This is a genomic window from Defluviimonas aquaemixtae (assembly GCF_900302475.1).
GTDB lineage: Bacteria > Pseudomonadota > Alphaproteobacteria > Rhodobacterales > Rhodobacteraceae > Albidovulum > Albidovulum aquaemixtae.
The window spans coordinates 213,086-235,624 of the sequence record NZ_OMOQ01000003.1 but is presented as its reverse complement, the minus strand read 5'-3'; the positions used below and the strand labels follow the sequence as shown (position 1 = coordinate 235,624).

24 protein-coding genes are annotated in these 22,539 nt (G+C 63.4%); 13 read left to right on the top strand and 11 right to left on the bottom strand.

The window, feature by feature from the left end:
- Nucleotides 1–94 precede the first annotated feature (94 nt).
- Together DEA8626_RS16250 and DEA8626_RS16245 are read left to right on the top strand one after the other, a co-directional pair.
- Nucleotides 95–1,576, top strand: a complete 1,482-nt coding sequence (locus DEA8626_RS16250; RefSeq protein WP_108854281.1) for an aldehyde dehydrogenase — start codon at nucleotides 95–97, stop codon at nucleotides 1,574–1,576.
- Nucleotides 1,577–1,707: 131 nt separating this feature from the next.
- On the top strand, nucleotides 1,708–2,748 hold the full coding sequence (locus tag DEA8626_RS16245; RefSeq protein ID WP_108854280.1) for an LLM class flavin-dependent oxidoreductase: 1,041 nt from the start codon (nucleotides 1,708–1,710) through the stop codon (nucleotides 2,746–2,748).
- Nucleotides 2,749–2,760: 12 nt separating this feature from the next.
- Here DEA8626_RS16245 and DEA8626_RS16240 read toward each other — a convergent pair whose 3' ends face one another.
- Both DEA8626_RS16240 and DEA8626_RS16235 read right to left on the bottom strand, forming a co-directional pair.
- Nucleotides 2,761–3,849, bottom strand: a complete 1,089-nt coding sequence (locus DEA8626_RS16240; protein WP_245890892.1) for a GlxA family transcriptional regulator — start codon at nucleotides 3,847–3,849, stop codon at nucleotides 2,761–2,763.
- A gap of 157 nt (nucleotides 3,850–4,006) precedes the next feature.
- Complete coding sequence (locus DEA8626_RS16235) at nucleotides 4,007–4,666, bottom strand: GntR family transcriptional regulator (protein ID WP_108854278.1); 660 nt, start codon at nucleotides 4,664–4,666, stop codon at nucleotides 4,007–4,009.
- 144 nt (nucleotides 4,667–4,810) lie between these two features.
- On the opposite strand from DEA8626_RS16235, the gene DEA8626_RS16230 reads away from it, so the two are divergent.
- The 6 genes from DEA8626_RS16230 to DEA8626_RS16205 all read left to right on the top strand — a co-directional run bounded on the left by DEA8626_RS16230 (nucleotide 4,811) and on the right by DEA8626_RS16205 (nucleotide 9,715).
- Nucleotides 4,811–5,104 carry a ribbon-helix-helix domain-containing protein gene (locus DEA8626_RS16230; RefSeq protein WP_108854277.1) on the top strand — a complete coding sequence of 98 codons (294 nt, stop codon included), beginning with the start codon at nucleotides 4,811–4,813 and terminating at the stop codon, nucleotides 5,102–5,104.
- Nucleotides 5,105–5,217: 113 nt separating this feature from the next.
- Nucleotides 5,218–5,613 (top strand): VOC family protein, encoded by a 396-nt coding sequence (locus DEA8626_RS16225; RefSeq protein ID WP_108854276.1) that lies wholly within the window; start codon nucleotides 5,218–5,220, stop codon nucleotides 5,611–5,613.
- A 60-nt stretch (nucleotides 5,614–5,673) separates the two neighbouring features.
- Nucleotides 5,674–6,198, top strand: coding sequence for a Twin-arginine translocation pathway signal (locus tag DEA8626_RS16220; protein ID WP_108854275.1), 525 nt, complete (start codon nucleotides 5,674–5,676; stop codon nucleotides 6,196–6,198).
- Nucleotides 6,199–6,220: 22 nt separating this feature from the next.
- The gene (locus tag DEA8626_RS16215) at nucleotides 6,221–7,792 is read left to right on the top strand and encodes a GMC family oxidoreductase (protein WP_108854274.1); all 1,572 of its coding nucleotides are present in this window, start codon (nucleotides 6,221–6,223) and stop codon (nucleotides 7,790–7,792) included.
- A gap of 85 nt (nucleotides 7,793–7,877) precedes the next feature.
- On the top strand, nucleotides 7,878–9,143 hold the full coding sequence (locus DEA8626_RS16210; protein ID WP_108854273.1) for a PQQ-dependent sugar dehydrogenase: 1,266 nt from the start codon (nucleotides 7,878–7,880) through the stop codon (nucleotides 9,141–9,143).
- The gene (locus DEA8626_RS16205) at nucleotides 9,140–9,715 is read left to right on the top strand and encodes a c-type cytochrome (protein ID WP_108854272.1); all 576 of its coding nucleotides are present in this window, start codon (nucleotides 9,140–9,142) and stop codon (nucleotides 9,713–9,715) included. The genes DEA8626_RS16210 and DEA8626_RS16205 overlap by 4 nt, the downstream gene beginning before the upstream one ends.
- A gap of 5 nt (nucleotides 9,716–9,720) precedes the next feature.
- Here the strand turns inward: DEA8626_RS16205 and DEA8626_RS16200 are convergent, their stop codons facing one another.
- From DEA8626_RS16200 to DEA8626_RS21120, 3 genes are read right to left on the bottom strand one after another with little or no spacing between them, the layout of a single operon-like run.
- Complete coding sequence (locus DEA8626_RS16200) at nucleotides 9,721–11,070, bottom strand: sensor histidine kinase (RefSeq protein ID WP_108854271.1); 1,350 nt, start codon at nucleotides 11,068–11,070, stop codon at nucleotides 9,721–9,723.
- Nucleotides 11,070–11,729, bottom strand: coding sequence for a response regulator (locus tag DEA8626_RS16195; RefSeq protein ID WP_108854270.1), 660 nt, complete (start codon nucleotides 11,727–11,729; stop codon nucleotides 11,070–11,072). Before DEA8626_RS16195 ends, DEA8626_RS16200 begins: the two co-directional genes overlap by 1 nt.
- 43 nt (nucleotides 11,730–11,772) lie before the next feature.
- Nucleotides 11,773–12,240 carry a PepSY domain-containing protein gene (locus tag DEA8626_RS21120; RefSeq protein ID WP_181366487.1) on the bottom strand — a complete coding sequence of 156 codons (468 nt, stop codon included), beginning with the start codon at nucleotides 12,238–12,240 and terminating at the stop codon, nucleotides 11,773–11,775.
- Between the two features lie 241 nt (nucleotides 12,241–12,481).
- On the opposite strand from DEA8626_RS21120, the gene DEA8626_RS16175 reads away from it, so the two are divergent.
- Both DEA8626_RS16175 and DEA8626_RS16170 read left to right on the top strand, forming a co-directional pair.
- The gene (locus DEA8626_RS16175) at nucleotides 12,482–13,489 is read left to right on the top strand and encodes a hypothetical protein (protein WP_181366486.1); all 1,008 of its coding nucleotides are present in this window, start codon (nucleotides 12,482–12,484) and stop codon (nucleotides 13,487–13,489) included.
- Nucleotides 13,490–13,591: 102 nt separating this feature from the next.
- Nucleotides 13,592–13,861, top strand: a complete 270-nt coding sequence (locus DEA8626_RS16170) for a hypothetical protein (RefSeq protein ID WP_108854265.1) — start codon at nucleotides 13,592–13,594, stop codon at nucleotides 13,859–13,861.
- A gap of 192 nt (nucleotides 13,862–14,053) precedes the next feature.
- On the opposite strand, the gene DEA8626_RS16165 is transcribed toward DEA8626_RS16170, so the two are convergent.
- The 6 genes from DEA8626_RS16165 to DEA8626_RS16140 all read right to left on the bottom strand — a co-directional run bounded on the left by DEA8626_RS16165 (nucleotide 14,054) and on the right by DEA8626_RS16140 (nucleotide 19,672).
- On the bottom strand, nucleotides 14,054–14,812 hold the full coding sequence (locus tag DEA8626_RS16165) for a maleate cis-trans isomerase family protein (RefSeq protein ID WP_108854264.1): 759 nt from the start codon (nucleotides 14,810–14,812) through the stop codon (nucleotides 14,054–14,056).
- 3 nt (nucleotides 14,813–14,815) lie between these two features.
- Entirely contained in the window at nucleotides 14,816–15,979 is a 1,164-nt protein-coding gene (locus DEA8626_RS16160) for a M24 family metallopeptidase (RefSeq protein ID WP_108854263.1), read from the bottom strand.
- A complete protein-coding gene (locus DEA8626_RS16155) occupies nucleotides 15,972–17,030 on the bottom strand; it encodes a pyridoxal-phosphate dependent enzyme (protein ID WP_108854262.1) in 1,059 nt (352 codons plus the stop codon). Before DEA8626_RS16155 ends, DEA8626_RS16160 begins: the two co-directional genes overlap by 8 nt.
- A 123-nt stretch (nucleotides 17,031–17,153) precedes the next feature.
- Nucleotides 17,154–18,251: a redox-regulated ATPase YchF gene (gene ychF, locus DEA8626_RS16150; protein WP_108854261.1), complete on the bottom strand. Its 1,098-nt coding sequence runs from the start codon at nucleotides 18,249–18,251 to the stop codon at nucleotides 17,154–17,156.
- Between the two features lie 69 nt (nucleotides 18,252–18,320).
- On the bottom strand, nucleotides 18,321–19,400 hold the full coding sequence (locus DEA8626_RS16145; RefSeq protein ID WP_219929214.1) for a WD40/YVTN/BNR-like repeat-containing protein: 1,080 nt from the start codon (nucleotides 19,398–19,400) through the stop codon (nucleotides 18,321–18,323).
- A gap of 2 nt (nucleotides 19,401–19,402) precedes the next feature.
- Nucleotides 19,403–19,672: a MoaD/ThiS family protein gene (locus DEA8626_RS16140; protein WP_108854663.1), complete on the bottom strand. Its 270-nt coding sequence runs from the start codon at nucleotides 19,670–19,672 to the stop codon at nucleotides 19,403–19,405.
- Nucleotides 19,673–19,794: 122 nt separating this feature from the next.
- On the opposite strand from DEA8626_RS16140, the gene DEA8626_RS16135 reads away from it, so the two are divergent.
- The 3 genes from DEA8626_RS16135 to DEA8626_RS16125 all read left to right on the top strand — a co-directional run bounded on the left by DEA8626_RS16135 (nucleotide 19,795) and on the right by DEA8626_RS16125 (nucleotide 22,537).
- A complete protein-coding gene (locus tag DEA8626_RS16135) occupies nucleotides 19,795–20,202 on the top strand; it encodes a VOC family protein (RefSeq protein WP_108854260.1) in 408 nt (135 codons plus the stop codon).
- Between the two features lie 60 nt (nucleotides 20,203–20,262).
- Nucleotides 20,263–21,054, top strand: a complete 792-nt coding sequence (gene trpA, locus DEA8626_RS16130; RefSeq protein WP_108854259.1) for a tryptophan synthase subunit alpha — start codon at nucleotides 20,263–20,265, stop codon at nucleotides 21,052–21,054.
- Between the two features lie 319 nt (nucleotides 21,055–21,373).
- A complete protein-coding gene (locus DEA8626_RS16125; RefSeq protein WP_108854258.1) occupies nucleotides 21,374–22,537 on the top strand; it encodes an alpha-hydroxy acid oxidase in 1,164 nt (387 codons plus the stop codon).
- The last annotated feature ends 2 nt before the right edge of the window (nucleotides 22,538–22,539 follow it).

Here is a 22,539-nt window from a genome sequence, read left to right as displayed (position 1 = left end):
GGATACACAATTTTCGCCAGCACCTGTCGAAAATCCGACGAGACCCGGCGCGATCCTTCCAGTATGAGAAATAGTCAAAGGGAGGAGGCACGCGATGGGCGAGATCAGACCATACAGCATGCTGATCGACGGAGAATGGGCCGGGGCTTCCGACGGTGGCATGTTCGACAGCGTTAACCCAGCTACCGGGGAGGTCTGGTGTCGCGTGCCCGAGGCGACGGCTGAAGACGTGGACCGCGCCGTTCGCGCCGCCGACCGCTCCTTCATGTCGGGCCCGTGGGCCGGGATGGTTCCCTCTCAGCGCGGCAAGTGCCTTCGAAGGCTGGGCGATCTCCTGGCCGACCGGTCAGAGGCGCTTGGGCGTACGGAAAGCATCGACACCGGGAAGATGCTTAAGGAAACCCGATGGCAGGCGAAATACATCGCCGAGTTTTTCCATTTCTACGCAGGCTGCGCTGACAAGATCTCAGGCGAGACGTTGCCCATCGACAAACCCGACCTCTTCGTTTTCACCCGGCGCGAGCCACTGGGCGTCGTGGCCGCTGTCGTGCCCTGGAATTCGCAGCTTTTCCTCGTCGCGGTGAAAATCGGCCCGGCTCTGGCGGCAGGCAATACCGTCGTCATCAAGGCGTCCGAGCACGCCTCGGCTGCATTGCTGGAATTCGGTGAATTGATCGAAGAGGCTGGCTTTCCGCCCGGTGTCGTCAATATCGTCACCGGCCACGGCGACCCCTGCGGCAAGGCGCTGACCTCCCACCCTCTTGTCGCCCGCATTTCCTTCACCGGCGGACCGCGGGCGGCGCGTCATGTGCTCTACAACTCGGCGGAGAATTTCGCCGAGGTCACGTTGGAGCTTGGCGGCAAGTCGCCCTTCATCGTCTTCGAGGACGCCGACATCGAGAGCGCGGTGAACGGTGCAATCGCCGGGATCTTCGGGGCGACGGGGCAAAGCTGCGTCGCCGGGTCGCGGCTCTATCTGCACGAGGACATCGCAAGCAAGTTTCTTTCGAAGATGACGGAGCGCGCGCGCGACATACGGATTGGCGATCCTCTGGCAGAAGAGACCCAGATGGGTCCGCTTTGCACGACCGGTCAACTCGAATCCATCGAGCGTGAGGTCGCTTTGGCCATCGGCGAAGGCGCAAAGGTCTTGTGTGGAGGCAAGCGCCCCGAAGGCCTCTCCGGCACCTTCTACGAACCCACCATCCTCGATTGCCCGCGTCAAGATCTGCGCATTGTCGACACCGAGCTCTTCGGACCCGTGCTGGCGGTCCAGAGGTTCCGAACCGAGGACGAAGTCGTCTTGCTCGCCAACGACAGTAGACATGGTTTGGCGGCGGGGATCTTCACGCGAAGCGGCGCCCGGCAGATGCGGATGTCGAAAGCGATCCGCGCCGGCATCGTCTGGATCAATACGTACCGTGCCATCTCTCCAATCGCGGAGTTTGGCGGCGTCAAGGGGTCAGGCTACGGCCGGGAGAGCGGGTTTCAGGCGATGTACGACTACACGCGCCCGAAAACGGTATGGGTGAACACCTCTGACGAGCCGATGGCGAATCCCTTCGTGATGCGCTGAGCGGCTCTAGACAATGGCGGCACTGCTTTCCACGGTGTGTCGAAAATTTGTCGCCAATGACGAATTTCCGACAACGCATGCCGCCGAAGGCGTGAAAATTGGCCGCGAAAGATAATCCGGGAGAGACGGCGATGAGATTCCAGCTGGCGATCAACATGGAGCGCATGGACGCGAGCCGCGACATGAACGAGGTGGCGCGCCACACGCTCGAGATGGTGCAGATGGCCGACCGGGGCGGGTTCAGCACCGTCTGGGCGGCCGAGCATCACGCGCTAGAAATGACGATCGCGCCCAACCCGTTCTCGATCCTCGCTTGGTGGGCCGCGCATACCGACCGCATCCGGCTCGGCACCGCGGTCGCCGTCGCGGCCTACTGGAACCCCATCAAGCTCGCCGGTGAAGCCGGATTCGTCGACCTCATCTCGGGCGGGCGGCTGGAATTCGGCATCGGCTCGGGCGCCTATCAGCGCGAATTCGACCGCATGGCGCCGGGGCTGAAGCAGTCCGACGCCTGGCGCTACATGCAGGAGATGCTGCCGGCCGTCCGGGCGCTCTGGAAGGGCGACTACGAGCATGACGGCGAATTCTGGTCATTCCCGACCTCGACGGCCGTGCCGAAACCGGTTCAGTCGGAGGTCCCGGTCTGGGTCGCCGCGCGTGCACCGATCACCTACGACTACGCGGTCCGCGAAGGCTGCAACATCATGTCCTGGCCGCTCACGCGCGGGATGGACGAGGCAGAGACCTACATGCAACGGCTCGAGGACGCGATGGCGGCCCATCCCGGCGCGAAACTTCCGACCATGGCGATGATGCGCCACACCGCGCTCTACGACCGGAAGGAGGACTGGATGGTGCCCGTCCGCGCCGCCCAGCGCCAGCTCGGCCAGTTCGAGAACCTGTTCAAGAATCTCGGCGACGTGAAGGACGGCTTCCCGAAGCAAACCCCCTTCGACCAACTTGGGAACCGCGCGGAATACGACCCCAGGATGCTGCACGACAACCTGATGTTCGGGACGCCGGACGAGGTGATCGGGAAGCTGAGGCGTTACGAGGAGATCGGCGTGGACGAGTTCATCTACTACGCGAGCCTCGGCCTCGGCCTCGCCGAACAAAGGCGCTCGCTCGAACTCTTCATCGATGAGGTCGTCCCTGTGTTTTCGTCGGGCTGAGGCAGGGTGGGGCTACGCCCCTGACTTGCGCAGGACTTGAAAAGGCTTCGCCGTTCCTTGGTTCTCGAGCGCTTCGAGAAACTTTGCCAGCGTACCAGGCCAACTCGGTGCGGCGTCCTTTTCTGGCCAGGCCTGCCGGTAATCCGAAGGACGTCGCCCAAAGCGCCTCCCGAAAGAGTAAGCGAAATGCGACAGCGTGTTGAAGCCCGAAGCCGTCGCGATCTCGCGCACGGAAAGCTCGGTTGCGATCAGCAGCACACGAGCGTGCTGCAGGCGCAGGAGCAGTCCGAACTGCACCACCGTACAGCCCACTCTGGCCTTGAACTGCCGCTCGAGTTGGCGTTGCGACACGCCGAGCCGGTCTGCGACCTCTGGCACCGGCATAGGCTCGGCGATGTGTTGCTCGATCAGGGCGATGGCGTCACGCACGATCGGTGAAAGCGTCTCCTGGCCGCGGCCGATTGGCCGCCGCTGCGGCGCCTCCGCGAGGCGGATCGGGTGATACAGCATCTGGTCAGCGACCTCTTGGGCAAGACGCTCGCCATGCGCGTCGCCGACGAGCTTCAGCACGAGGTCGACCCCGGCGAGCCCGCCCGCGCAGGTCATCATTTGGCCGTCGATGGTAAACAGCTGCTCTACGACCGAAACGTCGTCGAACTGCTCCTGAAATCCGGACATCCAGGACCAATGCGTCGTTGCAAGGTTGCCCGAAAGGAGCCCCGCTCGCGCCACCAGGTAGCAGCCAAGTTCCACTGCGCAGACGCGCATGCCGGTCCGTGCGTGACGCCGAAGCCAGTTCAGCGTTCTCGCGTTACTGTAGGCCTCGGCATTCCAGCTCGCCAGCACGAAAACGGTTTCGCCACGGCGATTGCGGTCGTCGGGGGGCCGCGCCGCAAGCGACAACCCGTTCGATGACGGAACGTCGGCTCCATCAAATGACACAATCTCCCACGAATAGAGCGGCGCGGGCGAAAGGTAGTTCGCAACCCGCATGACCTCGATCATCGTGATCAGGGTCGACATGTTGAAGCGCGGGACGACGAGGAACGACATCCTTTCAGGCGCAGAGTCTGGGGCTTCGGTGGTGCGGCCTTTCGACATGGGCGGATCCTATCAGCCGAAAAACCGACAAGACACGCGATTTGTGGTCAACAGGTCTCCACGTCGTTCATCGCGTTCAGGCTGCCCGACAGTCGGGCGGATTCCATCCATTCGGCCCCGCGCGATATCCACCGGCTCCAGCAAGCTACGAAGCCGATCAAGCTTCAGCGGATGTTGCTGCAACGATCTGTCTGTAGGCCCCTTCAATATGCCGCTTCATAAGTGCCGCCGCATCTTTGGTACGACCTGCGAGCAGCGCCTCGACGATTGCCTCGTGTTCGTCCCAGACCGGTGCCGCGGCGTCCGGATCGCGCAGTACCTGAGCCATCGAACGCCGGATGTGATGCCAGTTGACCTGCATCGAGTTCTCGATGACGGGATTGCCGCTCCATCGGTAGATCATGCTGTGAAACTCGACATCCGCGCGCAGGAGGCCAAGCGCGTCGCGCCTGCTCGCCGCCTGCCTGCCCCGGCCGATCGAAAGCTCGGCCTCCATCCGCGCGTTTTCTGTCAGCCGAGCGCCGGCCAGCGTGACGGCAAAGGGCTCGATCACGGAGCGAAATTCATAGATCGACCGGAACAGGTTCGTGTCGACCTGAGAAACGATGACGCCGCGCCGGCCCGTGTCTTCGACAAAGCGGTTGGCCTTCAGGATTGAAATGGCGCTGTTCACTGGCTGCCGCGACACGTTCAGTTTCGCCGCGATCTGGTCCTGAGCAAGGCGCTCGCCGGGTGCGAGTTCGCCGGTGCAAATCGCATCGAGCAGGATTTCATAGGTCTGCTCGACCAGCGTTTTGGGCGTTTTGATCGATTCCATGTGCGTCCATCATACCTGCGGTTCCGTCCCGGGCGTAGCCGGGTTATGGACAGAATGTCAAATTTCGTATACGAAATACATTGTGCAGGTTTTGCCTCGTTTTCTGAGTTGCCGGTCAGCGCTTCAGCTTGGGGAGGAGCACCGATGTGCCATGTCTTTGCCGGGCAGGACCCCCGGCTCTACGCAAGTGAAACACGCCGTCTTCGTCTAAATGGCCAGAGCACCAGCATCCGGCTGGAAAGATCCTTCTGGGCAATCCTCGATGAAATCGCCGAATCCGAAGGCGTCACGACACCAACTTTCGTCTCGAGGCTTCATGCCGAAGTTCTGGAGCTTCGTGGCGAGCCGTCGAACTTTACGTCGCTATTGCGCTGTGCCTGTCTGACGTTCATCGAGTCTGCCCCGATCACACGGCCAACGGTGATGGCGGCCGAGTAGTTTCGACGGTACCGGAGAATAAATCCCGCTGGTAGTAAGCCCATACTACCTACAACCTGTCGATACGGAGTTACGCTTTCCCCGTTTGGAAACAAGCGCGCCGGGAGAGCGTTGTGCCAAAGACAATCCATACCATGATTCGCGTCCTGGACGAGCACACGTCGGTCGCGTTCTACGAAAAAGCATTTGGTCTGAAAGTGGCCGACCGGCTGGATTTCCCCGACTTCACGCTCGTCTACATGCGCAATCCGGAGAGCGAGTTCGAGCTTGAACTAACGATCAACAAGGGCCGGACCGAATCTTACGATCTGGGCGACGGCTACGGCCATCTCGCGGTGTCCGTCGAGGATCTCGACGCCGAACATGCACGGTTCGAAGCCGAGGGCCTGAGCCCGCGCAAACTCGTGGAATTCGCGCCGGCCGGCAAGCGCATCGCCCGCTTCTTCTTCGTCGCGGACCCCGATGGATACCAGGTCGAGGTTCTCGAACGCGGCGGGCGCTTCAAGTGACACATATTGCAGATATCGCCGGCTGAACGGGCCGCGATGGGTGGCAAAGGAGGAGAACTCATGACCAACGCAACCAGCCCCCGCGGCCTGAGCAGGCGACAGCTTCTGTCTCGCGCCAGCGCCGCAGGCGCATCCTTCGTGATCGGGACCGGCTTCATGGCCGCGAAGGACGCCGCCTGGGCGACCGAGCTTTCGGCACTCAAGCCCGAAACATTCGCGACTCTGGTCCAGATGGCGCGCGACATCTACCCGCACGACCGGGCGGGCGACAAATTTTATGTCGTCGCGGTGAAGGGCTACGACACGGCCGAAGCCGCGCCGGGGATCGAGGCAGGAATCGAGGGGCTGAACGCCGCCGCGCGCGGCAAGGGCTTCGACAGCTATCTCGGCATGGGCTGGGAACGCGACCGGGTCGACATCCTCCGCTCGATGGAGGACAGCCCGTTCTTCCAGCAGATCCGCGGCGGTCTTGTGACCGGCCTCTACAACCAGAAAGAGGTCTGGCCGATCTTCGGCTACGAGGGCGAAAGCTTCAGCGAGGGCGGCTACATCGACCGCGGCTTCGACGACATTAACTGGCTATGAGCCATAGGGGAGGAACAGGACTATGGCTGCACCTTTTGACCTGAACGACGACAACGTGGTCGTCGTCATCGGCACCGGCGCGGGCGGCGGCGTTCTGGCGAACGAACTTGCCCAGAAGGGCGTGAGCGTCGTGGCCCTCGAGGCCGGCGGGCGCTACCTGCCCGAGGATTACATCAACGACGAATGGGAAAGCTTCGGCCAGCTCGCATGGGTCGATCCGCGAACGACGTCGGGCGACTGGCGGGTTGCGAAGGATTTTTCGGGCCTGCCTGCCTGGATCGTCAAGGCGGTGGGTGGCACCACGACCCATTGGGCCGGCGCCTCGATCCGCTTCCAGCCGCACGAGTGGAAGGCGAAGACCACCTATGGCGAGGTGCCGGGCGCGAACCTTCTCGACTGGCCGATCGACGGCGACGAGATGGCGCCCTGGTATGAGAAGGCCGAGGCCAAGCTCGGCGTCACGCGCACCGGGGAATTCCCCGGCTTGCCCGGCAACAACAACTACAAGGTGTTCGAGAAGGGCGCGACGGCGCTCGGCTACCAGGAGGTCCATACCGGCCGGATGGCGATCAACTCCATCGACAACGATGAACGTCCCGCCTGCCAGCAGACCGGCTTTTGCTTCCAGGGCTGCAAGTGGGGTGCCAAGTGGTCGGCCGCCTACACCGACATTCCGAAGGGCGAGGCGACGGGCAATCTTGAAGTGCGCGACCACGCCCATGCCGCGCGCATCCTGCACGACGACAGCGGCAAGGTCACCGGCGTCGAGTATTTCGACAAGGACGGCAACCTGCAGATGCAGAGGGCGCGGATCGTCTGCGTCGCCGGCAACTCGTTCGAAAGCCCGCGGCTTCTGCTGAACTCCGCTTCGGCGATGTTCCCCGACGGGCTCGCCAATTCCTCGGGACAGGTCGGGCGCAACTACATGCGGCACACGACCGGCTCGGTCTATGCCGTGTTCGACAAGCCCGTGCGGATGTGGCGCGGCACGACCATGGCCGGCATCATCCAGGACGAAGCGCGGCACGATCCGAGCCGCGGTTTCGTCGGCGGCTACGAACTCGAGACCCTGTCGCTCGGCCTGCCGTTCATGGCCGCGTTCCTCGATCCTGGCGCCTGGGGGCGGGAATTCACGACCGCGCTCGACGCCTACGACCGCATGGCAGGCATGTGGATCGTGGGCGAGGACATGCCGCAAGAGACGAACCGCGTCACGCTCAATCACGACGTCAAGGACCAGTGGGGACTGCCCGTCGCGAACGTCAACTTCTCGGACCACCCGAACGACATCGCGATGCGCAACCACGCATATGGCCAGGGCATCAAGATCTACGAGGCGGTCGGCGCGACGAGGACATTTCCGACGCCGCCCTATCCGTCGACGCACAATCTGGGCACCAACCGGATGAGCGATAACCCGCGCGACGGCGTCGTGAACAAGTGGGGCCAGACCCACGACATCGCGAACCTCTTCGTTTCGGATGGGTCACAATTCACGACCGGCGCAGCCGAAAACCCGACTCTCACGATTGTCGCACTTGCCATTCGGCAGGCGGACCATATCGCAAGTGAGATATCGGCGCGCGCGATCTGAGCCGCATGGCTGATGTAAATGGCCCGGGCGGCTGGGCCCGCCCGACATACGTTTCGGAGGACAGTAAAACCCAAGGGAGGATCAGATGACACGACTTCTATCAACAATTGCCGCAGCAGCGCTCGTTGCTGGCGCGGCTGAAGCACAGACGGCAAATGTTCCTGACAACCTGGACAAACTCTCGAACTTCCAGAAGACCGGAGTGACGGAATTCACCTTTGTCGAGCAAGGCGGCGACTATGCCGACGGCATCCGCGCGAACCTCGAACGCGTCGAGATGCCGCCAGGCTTCAAAATCGAGCTCTACGCCGTCGCCCCCGACGCCCGCCACATGGCAGTTGGGCCGCAAGGCGTCGTCACGTTCGTCGGCACCCGCAAGGACAAGGTCTGGGCAGTGACCGACCGCAACAAGGACCGCGTGGCGGACGAGGTGAAGGACTTCGCCCCCTCGCTGACTTTCTCGATCCCGAACGGCCCGTGCTTCTCGAAGGACGGATTTCTCTACATCGCCGAACAGAACCGCGTCCTTCTATTCCCCGCGGCCGAGTTCTTCTATGAAAGCCCCGACGTGGCGGCCTTCAACCTGATCAAGAAGGGCGAGTTGATCCCACCCGAGGAGGAGTCGTTCAACCACACTGCCCGGGTCTGCAAGATCGGGCCGGACAACAAGATCTACATCTCGCTCGGCCAGCCTTTCAACGTTGCCCCACCCGAGAAGCTCGAACTCTACGGGCAGGTGGGCATCGGCGGCATGATCCGGCTGAATCTCGATGGCACGGGGCGTGAGGTCTACACCTACGGCATCCGCAACTCGGTCGGCCACGACTTTCACCCGGTCACGGGCGAACTTTGGTTCACCGACAACCAGGTCGACGGCATGGGCGACGACATCCCTCCGGGCGAGATTAACCGTCAGACCGCCGTTGGCCAGCACTTCGGCCACCCGTGGTACGGCGGCGGCGACGTACGCACCAACGAATACAAAGACGAGGAAGTGACGGTCGACGCCGTGATGCCCGCGGTGGAAACTGTGGCCCATGCCGCCGATTTAGGCATGGACTTCTACACCGGCTCGATGTTCCCCGCCGACTACAAGAACGCGATCTTTTCCGCCCAGCACGGGTCCTGGAACCGGACGACTCCGGTCGGTGCCCGCGTGATGGTCACGAAGATCGACGATGAGGGCAATGCCACCACCGAGCCCTTCGCCGAAGGCTGGCTCGACGCGGCCACGGGCGAATATCTGGGTCGCCCGGTCGACGTGGCTGAGTTGCCAGACGGCTCTATCCTGGTCTCCGACGACCTGGCCGGTGCGCTCTACCGCATCAGTTACGAGGCGCCCGCGCAATGAGGGCAGTGAGCGCTATGGTTCTCGGCGGGGCCGTCCTCGCCGGGGCCGCCTTGTCCCAGGGGGCGGGAGATCCCGCGTCGGGCAAAGTGCTAGCAGGCCAGTGTCGGACCTGCCACGGGATCGACGGCTTCGCTAAGATCCCGATCGCGCCGCATATCGGCGGCGAGCCTGCCTCATACATCGCCGCCCAGCTTACCGCTTTCCGCGACGGCGCGCGGGCGCATGAAATGATGTCTGTCGTGGCCAAATCACTGAGCGACGAGCAAATCGCTGACCTCGCCGCCTGGTACGCGTCGCACACGGTGACCGCAACGCTCTCCGCCGATCCCGCCGACGCGCCGGAGATTTGCGTGGACTGTCACGGCGCAGACGGAATTGGCGTGACGGAGGACGTGCCAAACCTCGCCGCCGAAACGAATATCTACACCGATACCCAACTCAAGGCGTTCCGCTCGGGCAAGCGGGTACATGAAGTGATGACGCCTATCGCCCAGAATCTCACGGACGACGAGATTCGTGCGGCAGCCGACTGGTATTCGTCCGTTTCGCTGTCGATCGAGGCCAGCCAATAATTCGATCAGCCAGATATCCCCAGCCCTTGCGCCGAGGGTATGGAGATCAGGACGCTTAGCCCACCGAGTGTGTCGGAGGCGTCAAGCGCGATAGCGCCGCCATAGGCCTGCGCGAGATCGGCAACGATGGCGAGCCCGATCCCAGTTCCGGGCGCGGACGTGTCGAGGCGCCCGCCCGATCTGAGCGCTTCGCGGCGGTCGACTTCCGGAATGCCCGGGCCATCGTCCTCGATCCTGATCCAGACCTCCTGCTCGGTGCGCCCGGCCGTCAGCTGCACCGTCGCCTTCGCCCAATGGAAGGCGTTTTCAAGAATGTTCCCGAGGATCTCTTCGATGTCCTGCATGTCCATCGGCACCCGCAAATCTGGCGCGAACTCAAAGCGGAGTGTCTTCGCGGCACGATCGTGCATCGAGCGGAAAAGCCGGGCGAGCCGCTCGACCGAGGTGCGAAGCTCGGTCTGGCGCTGCGCCGAAGCCCCGCTATTGGCCGCGCGTGTCCGTGCCAGCGAACGCTGCAGCTGGGCATCGACCCGGTCGAGCGCGCTCCGAGCGTTATTCACGTCGACGTTACATTCGGCAAGCGCGTTGAGTTCGTTGCGCAAAATCGCTGAAGGCGTCTTTAGCGCGTGCGCTAGATCGGCCGCCTGCCGACGCCCGCGCTCGACGATCTCGCGATTACGTTCGAGCAGCGTGTTTATGTCGGTGACGAGAGGCGCGACCTCTTCGGGGTAATCTCTGGGCTCTAGAAATTCGTCGCGGTCCCAGCGATGCGCTACATCTTCTCTAAGCTTGTTCAGCGGCCTCAGAATGGCGGACGTCTGAAGAATCGTTCCCGCGACGCCGAGCGCCCCTATCAAGGCGAAGGTCGTGAGCAGGCTTTGCCGGATCCTCTGCCGCTCGAGTTCGAGCGCGGAGAGCGACTCCGCCACGTTCACGACCCAATCCGCGCCGTCTTCCAGACTGACAAGCCCGTAGGCGCCGCGAACCAAGCTTTGCGGCCCGGTGCCCGTCCAGAACTGAACCTCCGCGGAAGCGTCCGAGTGGTCGGGCAGCAATGAATCGAACAGCGATCGCGACGCGACAGCGGTGTCATCGGCCCCGGTGATCTGCCAGTAGCGGCCCGAATAAGGGCGCTGATAAGCCGGGTCGTTCAGAAAACTTTCGACAAGCTCCGGCTCGCCGCCGCTGTTGCCCAGCGCGGAGACAACCTGAATGTAGCGATCCAGGAGCGCCTCATCAAAGCGCCGTTGCGTCAGAGTGTCGAAGAAGTAGAAAAGAGCAACACCGCCGATGGCGATCGCGATTCCGGCCCAGATCAGGCCGCCGAGGATCGCGCGTTGACGTAGTGACCACATCAGTCGCTGTCGATCCGGTAGCCGAGGCCGCGCACCGTTTCGATCAACTCGGCGCCGAGCTTCTTGCGCAGCCGGGTCACGAACACCGCGATCGTGTTCGAATCCCGGTCACCGTCGTATTCGTAGATATGGTCCGACAGCTCCGTGCGCGACACCAGCCTACCGATATTGTGCACAAGGTAGGACAGGACGGCGACCTCCTGGGAAGTCAGTTCCACAGGGAACCCACCCATCAACACGCGTTTCGTGCGCGTGTCGAATTCGATGCTTCCCTTCTTGAAGACTGGATTGGAGATGCCCGACTTTCGGCGCAGGAGCGCACGAACGCGCGCTGAAAGCTCGGGCATGTAGAAAGGCTTCGACATGTAGTCGTCCGCGCCCGCATCGAGGCCATCGACCCGGTCGGCCCAGCCGTCCCGCGCCGTCAGGATCAGGACAGGCGTCTCGACACTTTGGCTGCGCCATTCCTTGAGAATGGAGATGCCGTCCTTCTTGGGCAGCCCGAGGTCCAGGATGATCATGTCGTATGGCTCGGTTGCGCCGAGATGGGCCGCTTCCTCGCCGTCATGCGCCGTGTCGAGAGCGTAGCCTTCCGACGTCAGGACACGCTTGATCTGCTCACACAGAACGGTCTCGTCTTCGGCGATCAGAATGCGCATTGTTGATCAGTGCCCGCATGGTGGGGGTTTCGGCATTCATAGTCTATTTCTTGCCGCCGCCGCCACCACCATTGCCACCGCCGTTGCCGCCGCCGTTGCCACCACCATTGCCACCGCCGTTGCCACCGCCGTTGCCACCGCTGTTACCGTTGTTGCCCGCTTTGTCGGAGTTACCCTTGCTGCCAGACTTGCCCTTCGTCTTGCTGGCGCTCTGTCCGACCTTCTTTCCATTGTTGCCAGAGCTTGTGCGGGCAGCCTCGCGCACGGCCTTTGCCTGGGCGGAATTTCCCGACACCATCTGACCAGTTGCAGCATCCACGACGACGCTGGCGAGCTTGCCGTTCGGCCGCATGACCAGAACATGGTAGTAGATCCTGCCCGCATCAAAGGCCCGGACATCGACCGGCTCCCCGGATACCGTCTTGGGAATGGCTGCGAGAATCCTTTGAAGGCTCAGGCTCTGGCCCGCCTTCACACTCTGACGCAACTCCTGCTGACCGAGTTCTCTCACAGCGCCCTCAGCCGGAAGAACGGCGAGGGCCTGCGCTAGGCAAACGGCAAGGAGAGTGCGCCTGTACATGCGGTAAACCTATCAAAATCAAAATGAACCGAACATTAACGAAGCGTTGTCGTTCGGTTCAACAGGGCTGTGGTTACTTCGAGACAACACGAAGTCCGACTCGCGGTCCAATCTCCGCAATAGGCGGCCGCGACGACTGACGGAAGAATGAAAGGTTGAACTGGTAGATCCTATGAGCACACCTCCGAAACTGCTGATTAAGGCCACCTGTTTCGCGATTGCCGCGCTCGGCGCCACTGCGTTCGCAGCATCCGTCGCGCTCCCGGACGCCGCCTATGCGAAGAACGGCAACGGTGGCGGGAATGGCGGTGGCAACGGTGGCGGCAACGGCGGTGGCAACGGTGGCGGCAACGGCGGTGGCAACGGTGGCGGCAACGGCGGTGGAAAGAGCGGCGGCGCCAAAGAGGACCGCGGTGGAGGCAAGAAAGGCGGGCAGGGTAATGGCAAGTCCAGCAAGGGCGGCAAATCTGCCAAAGGCGTGAAGTCGAAGACGGCCAAGGCCAAGCGCACTGGCCAATTGAGCCCGACCATCGTCGTGACGAAGCCGAAGAAGAAATCCGTAGCCTATTCGGTCGAGACTGAGACTCACGCCGCACTGCACCCGAGCGAGAAGGGCAAGTGGAACGCGGCAAACGCCAGCCAGAAGGCGCTCGACGCCCATGTCCGAAATCAGAATTTCAACGGGACGATCGGCGCGCTCGCCCAGTTCCAGCTCGCTGCGAAAGCTGCCTCTGGCGAAGAGCTGAGCGAAGTGGAAGAGGCGGCGCTGGATACTTTCGTCGACGGCGACATGATCGAAGTGACCGACGAGGACCTGGCAGATCTGCTCAACGAAGGCGCGATCGACGGCGATCCGGTTTTCAGCGTCGAGGATGGCATCGTCGACTGCACCGACAACTGTGATGGCGTCGATCTCGACCTGGTTCAGGAAGACCTGGATTTCGAGGCGGAACGCCTTGCCGAGGAAGGCGAACAGGAAGCGCTCGACGGGTTCCTCGCCGACTCGGAAAGCCGCATCGTCAGGGAATCGAACAAGCCGCTGTCGCCGGAACGCACCGAAGACCTGCTTGATGAGCTCGCCGATCAACTCGGCGTTTCACGAGAAATACCCGAGGAGGACATGGTCGAAGAAATCGACCTCCTCGACGATGACACCGCCATCGTCCTCGAAGGCGGCTAAACAATCCAGAAGCCCTCTGGCCCTTGTAGGGAGGGCCAAGAGGGACAGACACGTTGAGGAACGGCAGCAAAAGGAGTTGCTTGGAACTGAGGGGAAAGTGACATGTCGTACTACAAGATCATTGATCGGTTCGCGCTTGTTCTTGCCGTGACCGCGTCTGCAGCTGTCCTGACGATGCATGAGCCGGTCGCGGCGATCGCCATGCTGTCGATATGGCCGATCACCCGGGCGACCGCTTCGGTACTCGACGTTTTCTACACATTTTTTACCAACCGCCCTCTCATCACGGCGCTCACGTCTCCCGGGCAGCACCACACGCCGGTAACGGACGGGCAGACGGGGCTATCGGGCGGCCGGCGGTCCGGTCACTGACGCAAATCCGGTTGGCCTGAGTCCCCCCAACCAGCCCATTCCGACAAGGATTGACGGGTTTGCCATCGGACCGCCGGATCGACCCGCAAAAGCAACGGCAGCCCAACCAATGCAAAGAGGGCCGACGCCAGCTTCACCTGATGCCCTTCGCACGTGTCGATCAATCGCCTCACTCACGGACGACATGAACGATCACTCCGCCCGGCCGCGCCGAAACAGCGCGCCGGGCGCGGTGGGCATCGCGATTCCGCCGGCCAGGCGGGCCATCTGCCATGCGAGCACTTGGTTGCTGCTGAGAACGGGCTTGCCGAGCGTCGCTTCCAGATCCTGAACGATGTCGAGCGTGCGCAGATTCGTGCAGGACAGGAACACCGCATCGACATCCGGCGTCTGTCCGATCGACAGCGCTGCGTCGCGGATCGAGGCCGGGTCGATCCGGGCGACGCGCGCCTCGACCTCTTCTCCGAAGGAGACAGATGCAGGCACGCGCAGTCCGTGCCGCTGAAACGCCGCTCGGATCGGCTCGGAGACCGAGTCGATGTATGGCGAGACGATCGCGACTTGCCTCGTGCCGAGCATCTCCATCGCGGCGAGGGATGCGGTCAGCGGATCGCAGACGTGACGTGTCTCCGCGCCTTTGCGAACGAGCGCGGCAACGCGCTCGGCCCCGATGAGGGTCGTTCCCGAGGTGCAGCCATAGCCGATCACGTCGAACCGTGCGGCCGGCGGCAGAAGGTGCGCCGCTTCCGGCAGCGCGATTTCCATTGTCGCGATCGTATCGGGGTTCAGTTCCGCCCCGCTCGGGACGCGGCTGACATGAAGCGCGATATCGGCCGACGGGAACAGACGGCGGAAGTCGTGCTCGATGGTCTCATCGACCTGAAGAACGATCAGTCCCAGCGTCGCGCGGCTGCCGATGGGGCCGGCCAGTGCGTAGGGAAACGAAGCCATGGCTTACTCCAGGACCTGCAATTCGGCCGGCGCGCGGTAAGACAATAGCTCCGCGCCGGTATTTCGCAGCACAATGTTTTCCTCGTGGACCATGATCCGGCCGGGCGCGATCTTCACGCCGGGCTCGATCGTCAAAACCATGCCTTCGCGCAACTCGGTCCGGTCGAGCGGCGTGAGCGAGGGCCATTCGGTCAGCGTCAGCCCAAGACCGTGGCCAAGCCGGCCACCACCTGGCGTGGCGCCTTCGGCGCGGAGCGCATCGACGATGACGCGATGCAGATCCGCGGCGCGCATTCCTGGGCGAATGGTCGAAATCGCCGCGTCGGTCGCGACGTGGAGCGCAGCATAGGCGCGGCGCGCGGCGTCGTCGGCCTTCCCGATCGCGAAATTGCGGTCGAAGTCGCAGAAATAGCCGTCGCGCACCGCGCCGGTATCCAGCATCAGGACATCGCCGGACTGCAGGGGACGGGCATCGGCGGGCGAAATGACGTCGCCGTAGCCGCCCGACCCCGCACCACCCGCGACATAGCTGACCCAATCGGCGCCTTCCTGCAGCAGCGCGACCTGGAAGTCGCGAAAGACCCCGTCCAGGGGCGCTCCTGTGCGGGCGAATTCGGGAACGCGCGCAAAGGCGGCATCGGCGACGCGACAAGCTGCCCGGATCTTCTCTATCTCCGCCTCGGATTTGATCTCGCGCACACGTTGGATGACTGCGGTGGCGTCGGAGACTCGCCGCGGCGCGCTCAACTCCGCAACGCGGGCGTAATCGGCAATCGGCATTCTGAGATGTGTCTCAAGCCCCATGGGCAGGCCGATCCATCCACGCTCGGGTACGAGGTCGCTGATGGCGGAGGACAGCAAGGTAACGCCGTCGTCGTCGGGATGCGGCGCGTCCCAGGTGCGGATGTCACCTATCCATGTCTTCGACATCAGGTCAAAACCGATCGATGGGATCACTGCGACCGGATCGCCGGATGCTGGAACGAGCACGAACCAGGGCCGCGCAGGACTTTCCCAGAACCGAGTCAGGAAGCCCGTGACGTAGTGGACATCGGGCGGCGTGGTCAGAAGAAGCGCGTCCATCTCCGCCTTCGCCATCTCTCCCTGAAGGGCCGAGACGCGGCGGCGGTGCTCGGCTTCGGGAAAGCCGCGCTCAGGATCAGACATCTTCGGTCCCCTCGCTGAGAATGGCGAGCGCATGGGCGTCGTCACCGATCCCGGGCAAGCCAGCCAGAAGCGCTGCAAGCCCGGCCCCGCCCGAAGGCGTGGTCGCATAGCCGAATGTGGCCAGTTCGGCGACGCCTTGCGCGACCTCCTCCTCGGTGATGGTCACGAACAGGTCGGCATCGCGCGCAAGTCCCGCAAGCGCGACCATCGATGGCGTCTTGCAGTCGAGCCTGCCCATCGAAGAAACCGGGCCCTCGGCCGTCACCAGCCGCCCAGCGCGAATGCTTTCCATGAGCGCGGGCGCGGCCTTGGGCTCGACGACGACGATGATCGGTTCTTCGCCCCAGACGGTGCGGACATGGGCCGCGACCGCCGCTGCGAGCCCGCCCACGCCAGCCTGCAGCAGGATATGTGTCGGCGGCGTGCCGATCTGGCTCTCTGCCTCGGCGGCGAGTTGCAGATAGCCCTCCATCACGCGGCGCGGCAGATCGATATAGCCGGGCCAGGAACTGTCGGAGAGGAGCTGCCAAGCCTTCCGGTCGGCGACGGTTTGGGCGGCGTCCATGCTCTCCTCGTAAGTCGCACCCTCGCGGACGACGCGCGCGCCTATCGCCCTCAGTCGCTCCGCGAAGGCTTCGGGCACCGTCTCGGCCAGATAGATGACGGCCTCGGCGCCGAACAGGCGCGCGCCCGCAGCGACCGAAAGGCCGTGGTTCCCGGCGCTCGCCGCGACGTAGACCCGACCTTTGAGCGCATCGGCCCAGTCTCCGGTCCGCGCCTCGTCGGCGGCATGGGCGATGGCATAGGCTGCACCCAGCGCCTTGAAACTGCCAAGGCCCATGCGCCTGCGCTCGTCCTTGATCGACACGCGCGCCACTCCGGCCCGGCCCGCCAGCGCGGGGGCGTCGTGAAGCGGCGTGACCTCATGCGCGGGGCAGAGCGCTAGCAGCCTGGCGACGGAGGCGGCGTCGGTGCTGGGCAGACCGTCTGCGTCACGGCTCGCTCCGGGCAGACCGGTAGAGCGATACGGGTTCGCAAGACTCTCGACCAAGGACAAATCCTCCCATTCAGGCGGCAGGCGGCGACGGACCCACGACCAGAGCCTAGCGCGTTTCTCGCCTGCGGGTGTTGCCCAGCCGCGCCACGTGGTGCCGGATTCCCGACCCGGGACGCATCAAGCGTTGAACAGGAAATGCAGGACGTCGCCGTCCTTCACCTCATAGGACTTGCCCTCGACGCGGAACTTGCCTGCCTCGCGCGCGCCGGCCTCACCATTCTTCGCGATGTAGTCATCATAGGCGATTGTCTCGGCGCGGATGAAGCCACGTTCGAAATCGCCGTGGATCTCGCCCGCCGCCTGCGGCGCCAGCGTACCCTTGGTTATCGTCCAGGCGCGCGCCTCCTTCGGGCCGACCGTGAAATAAGTCTGAAGGCCCAGAAGATCGTAGGCGGCCTTGATCAGACGGTCGAGGCCGGCCTCCTCAAGCCCCATTTCCTCAAGGAACATGGCCGCGTCTTCTTCGGGCATCTGCGCCAGTTCCTCCTCGATCTTGGCAGAGATCACGACGGACCCTGCGCCCTGCGTCGCGGCCATCTCTGCGACCTTGGCCGAAAGCGAATTGCCCGTGGCAGCGGAGGATTCCTCGACGTTGCAGACGTAAAGAACTGGCTTAGAAGTCAGAAGCTGAAGCATCTGCCATGCCTTTTCGTCGTCCTCGACGACCTGAACCGTGCGCGCGGGCCTGCCCGCCTCGAGCGCGGTGAGCGCCTGCTTCATGAGTCGCTCCTGTGCGACGGCCTCCTTGTCGCCGCCCTTGATCTTACGGGCGATGTTGGCCAGCCGCCGCTCGATCGACTCCAAGTCGGCGATCATCAGCTCCGTCTCGATCGTTTCGGCATCGGCGATCGGGTCGATCTTGCCCTCGACATGGGTGACATCGCCATCCTCGAAGCAGCGCAGCACATGGGCAATGGCGTCGACCTCGCGGATATTGGCGAGGAACTGGTTGCCAAGGCCCTCCCCCTTCGAGGCACCGCGGACGAGCCCGGCGATGTCGACGAAGGTGATCCGGGTCGGGATGATCTGTTTCGACCCCGCGATGGCGGCGAGCTTTTCCAGCCGGTCGTCAGGGACCGCGACATCGCCCACATTGGGTTCGATGGTGCAGAAGGGAAAGTTCGCAGCCTGCGCGGCAGCGGTCTTGGTGAGCGCGTTGAAAAGGGTCGATTTACCGACATTCGGCAGACCGACAATGCCCATCCTGAAGCCCATTTCGGCACCCTCCTTAGAAGTCGGGCGCATCTACGGGGGAAGGCCGGGCAGGGTCAAGCCCTGGCCCGTTCAGGCGAAGGCGACCTGCGCTATCGGCGGCAGGTTCGCCGACACGAGAGACCAGCTTACGCCGCCGTCATTCGAGGTCCAGAGATTGCCCGTCGTGGACCCCATGGCAAGGCGCTCGCCTGTATCATCGACGACAAGCGCGTGGCGATAGACGAGGTCGTACGCACTATCCTGCGGCAGGCCGCCGGACAGTATGCCGAACGTCTCGCCGCCATCCTTCGTGCGGGTCACGACGAGCTTCCCGTCCACCGGCACCCGGCATTCGTCCTTCACGCCCGGCACGAACCAGGCGTGGTCGGGCCGATGCGGATGCACCGCCACGGCAAAGCCGAAGGCGGATGGCGTGGCAGCTTCGGTGTGTTCGGCAAAGGTGCGGCCGCCGTCCTTCGACGAGAAGATGCCACAGTGATGCTGGCACCAGATCCGGTCGGGATCGGATGCGCAGGCGGCGATCAGGTGCGGGTCTTGACTCGTGGGGTCCATCGACTGATCGGGCGGCAGGAAATCGGCACGGAGGCCTTGGCCGCCCTGTTCCCATGTCTCGCCACCGTCCGGGCTGATCCACACCCCGCCGCAGGAGACACCGAGCGTTAGCCTGTCGCTGTCGCGCGGGTCCACGAGGATCGAATGGATACCCGGATGGTCGTAACCGCCGCCGAACCACTTCTCGCGCTGCGGCACGTTCCAGAGTGTCTCGACCAGGGCCCAGCTTTCGCCGCGATTGTCACTTCTGAACAACCCGCCCGGCAGGGTTCCGGCCCAAAGACGTCCCGGCTGGTCGGCCCCGCCCGGCGCGAGCGCCCAGATCATATCCAGGGCCGGGGCATCGGGCGCGCCCGACGCTGGGTAGGCAGGGCACGGAAGCTCCGTCCAGCTTTCGCCGCCATCGTCCGAGCGGTGCAGCTTGCAGCCGAAATGGCCGAGCTTGAGCGCGGCGTAGACCGCCCCGTCGCGCGGGTCCTCAAGAACAAATGTCACCGGCTCGGCAAGGAAGGCCGGCGGGCCACCTTGCCGCCATCCCTTGCCGTTCGTGGAAAAGCGAAACAGACCCTTGCGCGTTCCAACCCAGAGCTTGTCCATGATCAGCCTCCCGACAATGCCTGAAGCACGTAGATTTCCGAACGCGGACCGACCGGATCGGACAGAGTAAGCCGGTCCGCGATCATCTCGCCGTCGACGAAGACGTTGACGTGACGCCTGAGCCGCCCCTGTTCGTCGAGAATGTAGGACCGCAGGAGCGGATCCTCGGTCCAGGCCGCCTCGAGCGCCTCGCGCACCGACGCGCCATCCGCCTCGACGCGTGGGGCGTCGCGGTGGCGCATCAGATTGGCGGTGAAGCGGATCACGGGCATGCACGTCTCCCGCCGTCATCCTCCCACGATTCCGCCTTCGGCTCAATTCCGCGCAACGCGGAAGCGCTCCGATTGGCCGGAACACCGCCGTCGATGTACATTGAGACGAGAAGGAGGTTCACATGAGCTTTTCACCCTATCTCCACTTTCAGGGGACCTGCGCCGAGGCGATGCGAATGTACGCCGATCTTTTCGGTGCCACGGACCTCACGTTGATCCGCTATTCCGAAGCGCCGGAAGAGGCCGGATTACCGAAGGGCTCCGACCGGATCATGCACGCCCACATGACCGTCGGTGGCAGCACCCTGATGGCCAGCGATTTCCCTGAAGGCATAGGCGATCCGCAGAAGGCGGTGAGCGTCAGCTTTTCGGTGCCGGATGCCGCGACAGGCGAGGCGATCTACGAGCGGCTCCTGAAAGAGGGCGACGAGATCATGGCCTACGGGGAAACCTTCTGGTCCCCGGGGTTCGGCATGGTCCGCGACAAGTTCGGTACCCACTGGATGATCTCGGTTCCCGGCGAGATGTGAGAGGCATTGATTTCCACTGAGGTTTTCTGCACTACCCAATCGGCATTGCAGGAGACCCCGATGACCCGGATCGAGACCAAATTCGCCGACCTTCGCGCCAAGGGGAAGAAGGCTTTCGTGGCCTATGTCATGGCCGGCGATCCGGACCTTCAGACATCGCTGAGCCTGATGAAGGGCCTGCCCGGCGCGGGTGTCGACGTGATCGAGCTCGGCATGCCCTTCACCGATCCGATGGCCGACGGCCCGACCATCCAGCTGGCCGGCCAGCGCGCGCTCGAAGCGGGCCAGACGCTTCAGAAGACGCTCGACATGGTGTCGGAGTTCCGCAAGACTGACGCCGATACGCCGATCGTGATGATGGGCTACTACAACCCGATCTACTCTCGCGGCGTGGACAGGTTCCTGAAGGATGCGAAAGCAGCGGGCGTCGATGGGCTTATCGTCGTCGACCTGCCGCCGGAAGAGGACGAGGAACTTTGCATTCCGGCGAACGCTGAGGGCATGAACTTCATCCGCCTCGCGACGCCCACGACGGACGACAAGCGACTGCCCAAGGTGCTGCAGAACACGTCCGGCTTCGTCTATTACGTATCGATCACCGGCATCACCGGCGCTGCGGCGGCACAGGCCGCCGATGTCGGTCCGGAAGTGGCGCGGATAAAGTTTGCGACCGACCTTCCCGTCATCGTCGGCTTCGGCATCCGCACGCCCGCGGCTGCAAAAGCCATCGCGTCGGTCGCAGATGGCGCGGTCGTCGGATCCGCCATCGTCAAGATGGTAGAGGAGAAGAAATCCGTCGCCGATATCCTTGCCTTCGTTAAGGGGCTCGCCGACGGCGCCCACTCGGCCTGACGCGCCCTTCACGTTTGCAGCGCACCTCCGCGTGAGACAGACCCAAGCGGCTTCCCACCCTCCGAGGCCGCGAGAATAAGCCGCGCGCCCGGAACGGGCGTTCATCTGGATCAGAGTGCTCCAACCGAAGGCTGCGTCGACATTCATCTTCAGGATGAGATCGAAAGTGTCACGCCTGCGGTGGACCAGAATCGTCTCCGACACCTGCTAGGACATCGGCAGGCCGATGTGTGCGGGCCAACCTGCAAGCACGAAAGCACATTGTCATGTGGGGAGCGCGTTGATAACCGGTTCTCAGCAATCCGTACCGGAGGCTGCCATGCCCGTGATCACCTGCATTGACGATCTGAAACGCGTCTATCGCCGCCGGGTCCCGCGCATGTTCTACGACTACGCCGAGTCCGGCAGTTGGACCGAGCAGACCTTCCGTGAGAACGTCACCGACTTCGCCGAACTCCGGCTGAGGCAGAAGATCGCGGTGGACATGACCGGACGCTCCACCGCGACCGAGATGATCGGCGAGGCGGTCGCGATGCCGGTCGCAATCGCCCCCGTCGGCCTGACCGGGATGCAGCGCGCGGATGGAGAAATCAAGGCCGCCCGGGCGGCAGAAAAATTCGGCGTGCCCTATACGCTTTCCACCATGTCGATCTGCTCGATCGAGGACGTCGCCCGGCACGCGAAGAAGCCTTTCTGGTTCCAGATTTACACGCTCAACGACGATGACTTTAACCGGAAGATAATCGATCGCGCCAAAGCGGCGGAGTGTTCGGCGCTGGTGATCACGGTGGACCTTCAGATCCTCGGGCAGCGCCACAAGGACTTGAAGAACGGGCTGTCCGCGCCACCAAAACTCACGATCCCGACAATGCTGAACCTCGCCACGAAGTGGGGCTGGGGCATCGAGATGCTTCAGACAAAGCGGCGCTTCTTCGGCAATATCGTAGGTCATGTCGAGGGCGTCAGCGACCCAGCCTCGCTTTCGGCCTGGACGGCGGAAAAGTTCGATGCCGCGCTCAACTGGGACAAGATCAAGAAGCTGATGGACATGTGGGGCGGCAAGGTGATCCTGAAAGGAATTCTCGATGTGGAGGATGCCGAGAAGGCCGCGGGCCTCGGCGCCGATGCGATCGTCGTGTCGAACCACGGTGGCCGGCAGCTCGACGGCGCGCTCTCTTCGATCCGCATGGTGCCGGCGATCGCGGCCGCCGTCGGCGACAAGACAGAGGTCTGGATGGATGGCGGCGTCCGGTCGGGCCAGGACGTCCTGAAGGCGGTGGCGCTCGGCGCCAGGGGCGTAATGATTGGCCGTGCCTTCGTCTACGGTCTTGGAGCGATGGGCGAGGCTGGCGTGATGAAGGTGCTCGAGGTCATCCACAAGGAACTTGACGTCTCGATGGCACTTTGCGGCGAGACAAAGGTGTCCAGTGTCGGGCGGCACAACGTGCTGGTTCCGAAGGGGTTTCTGGACGCGTTCGACTAGGC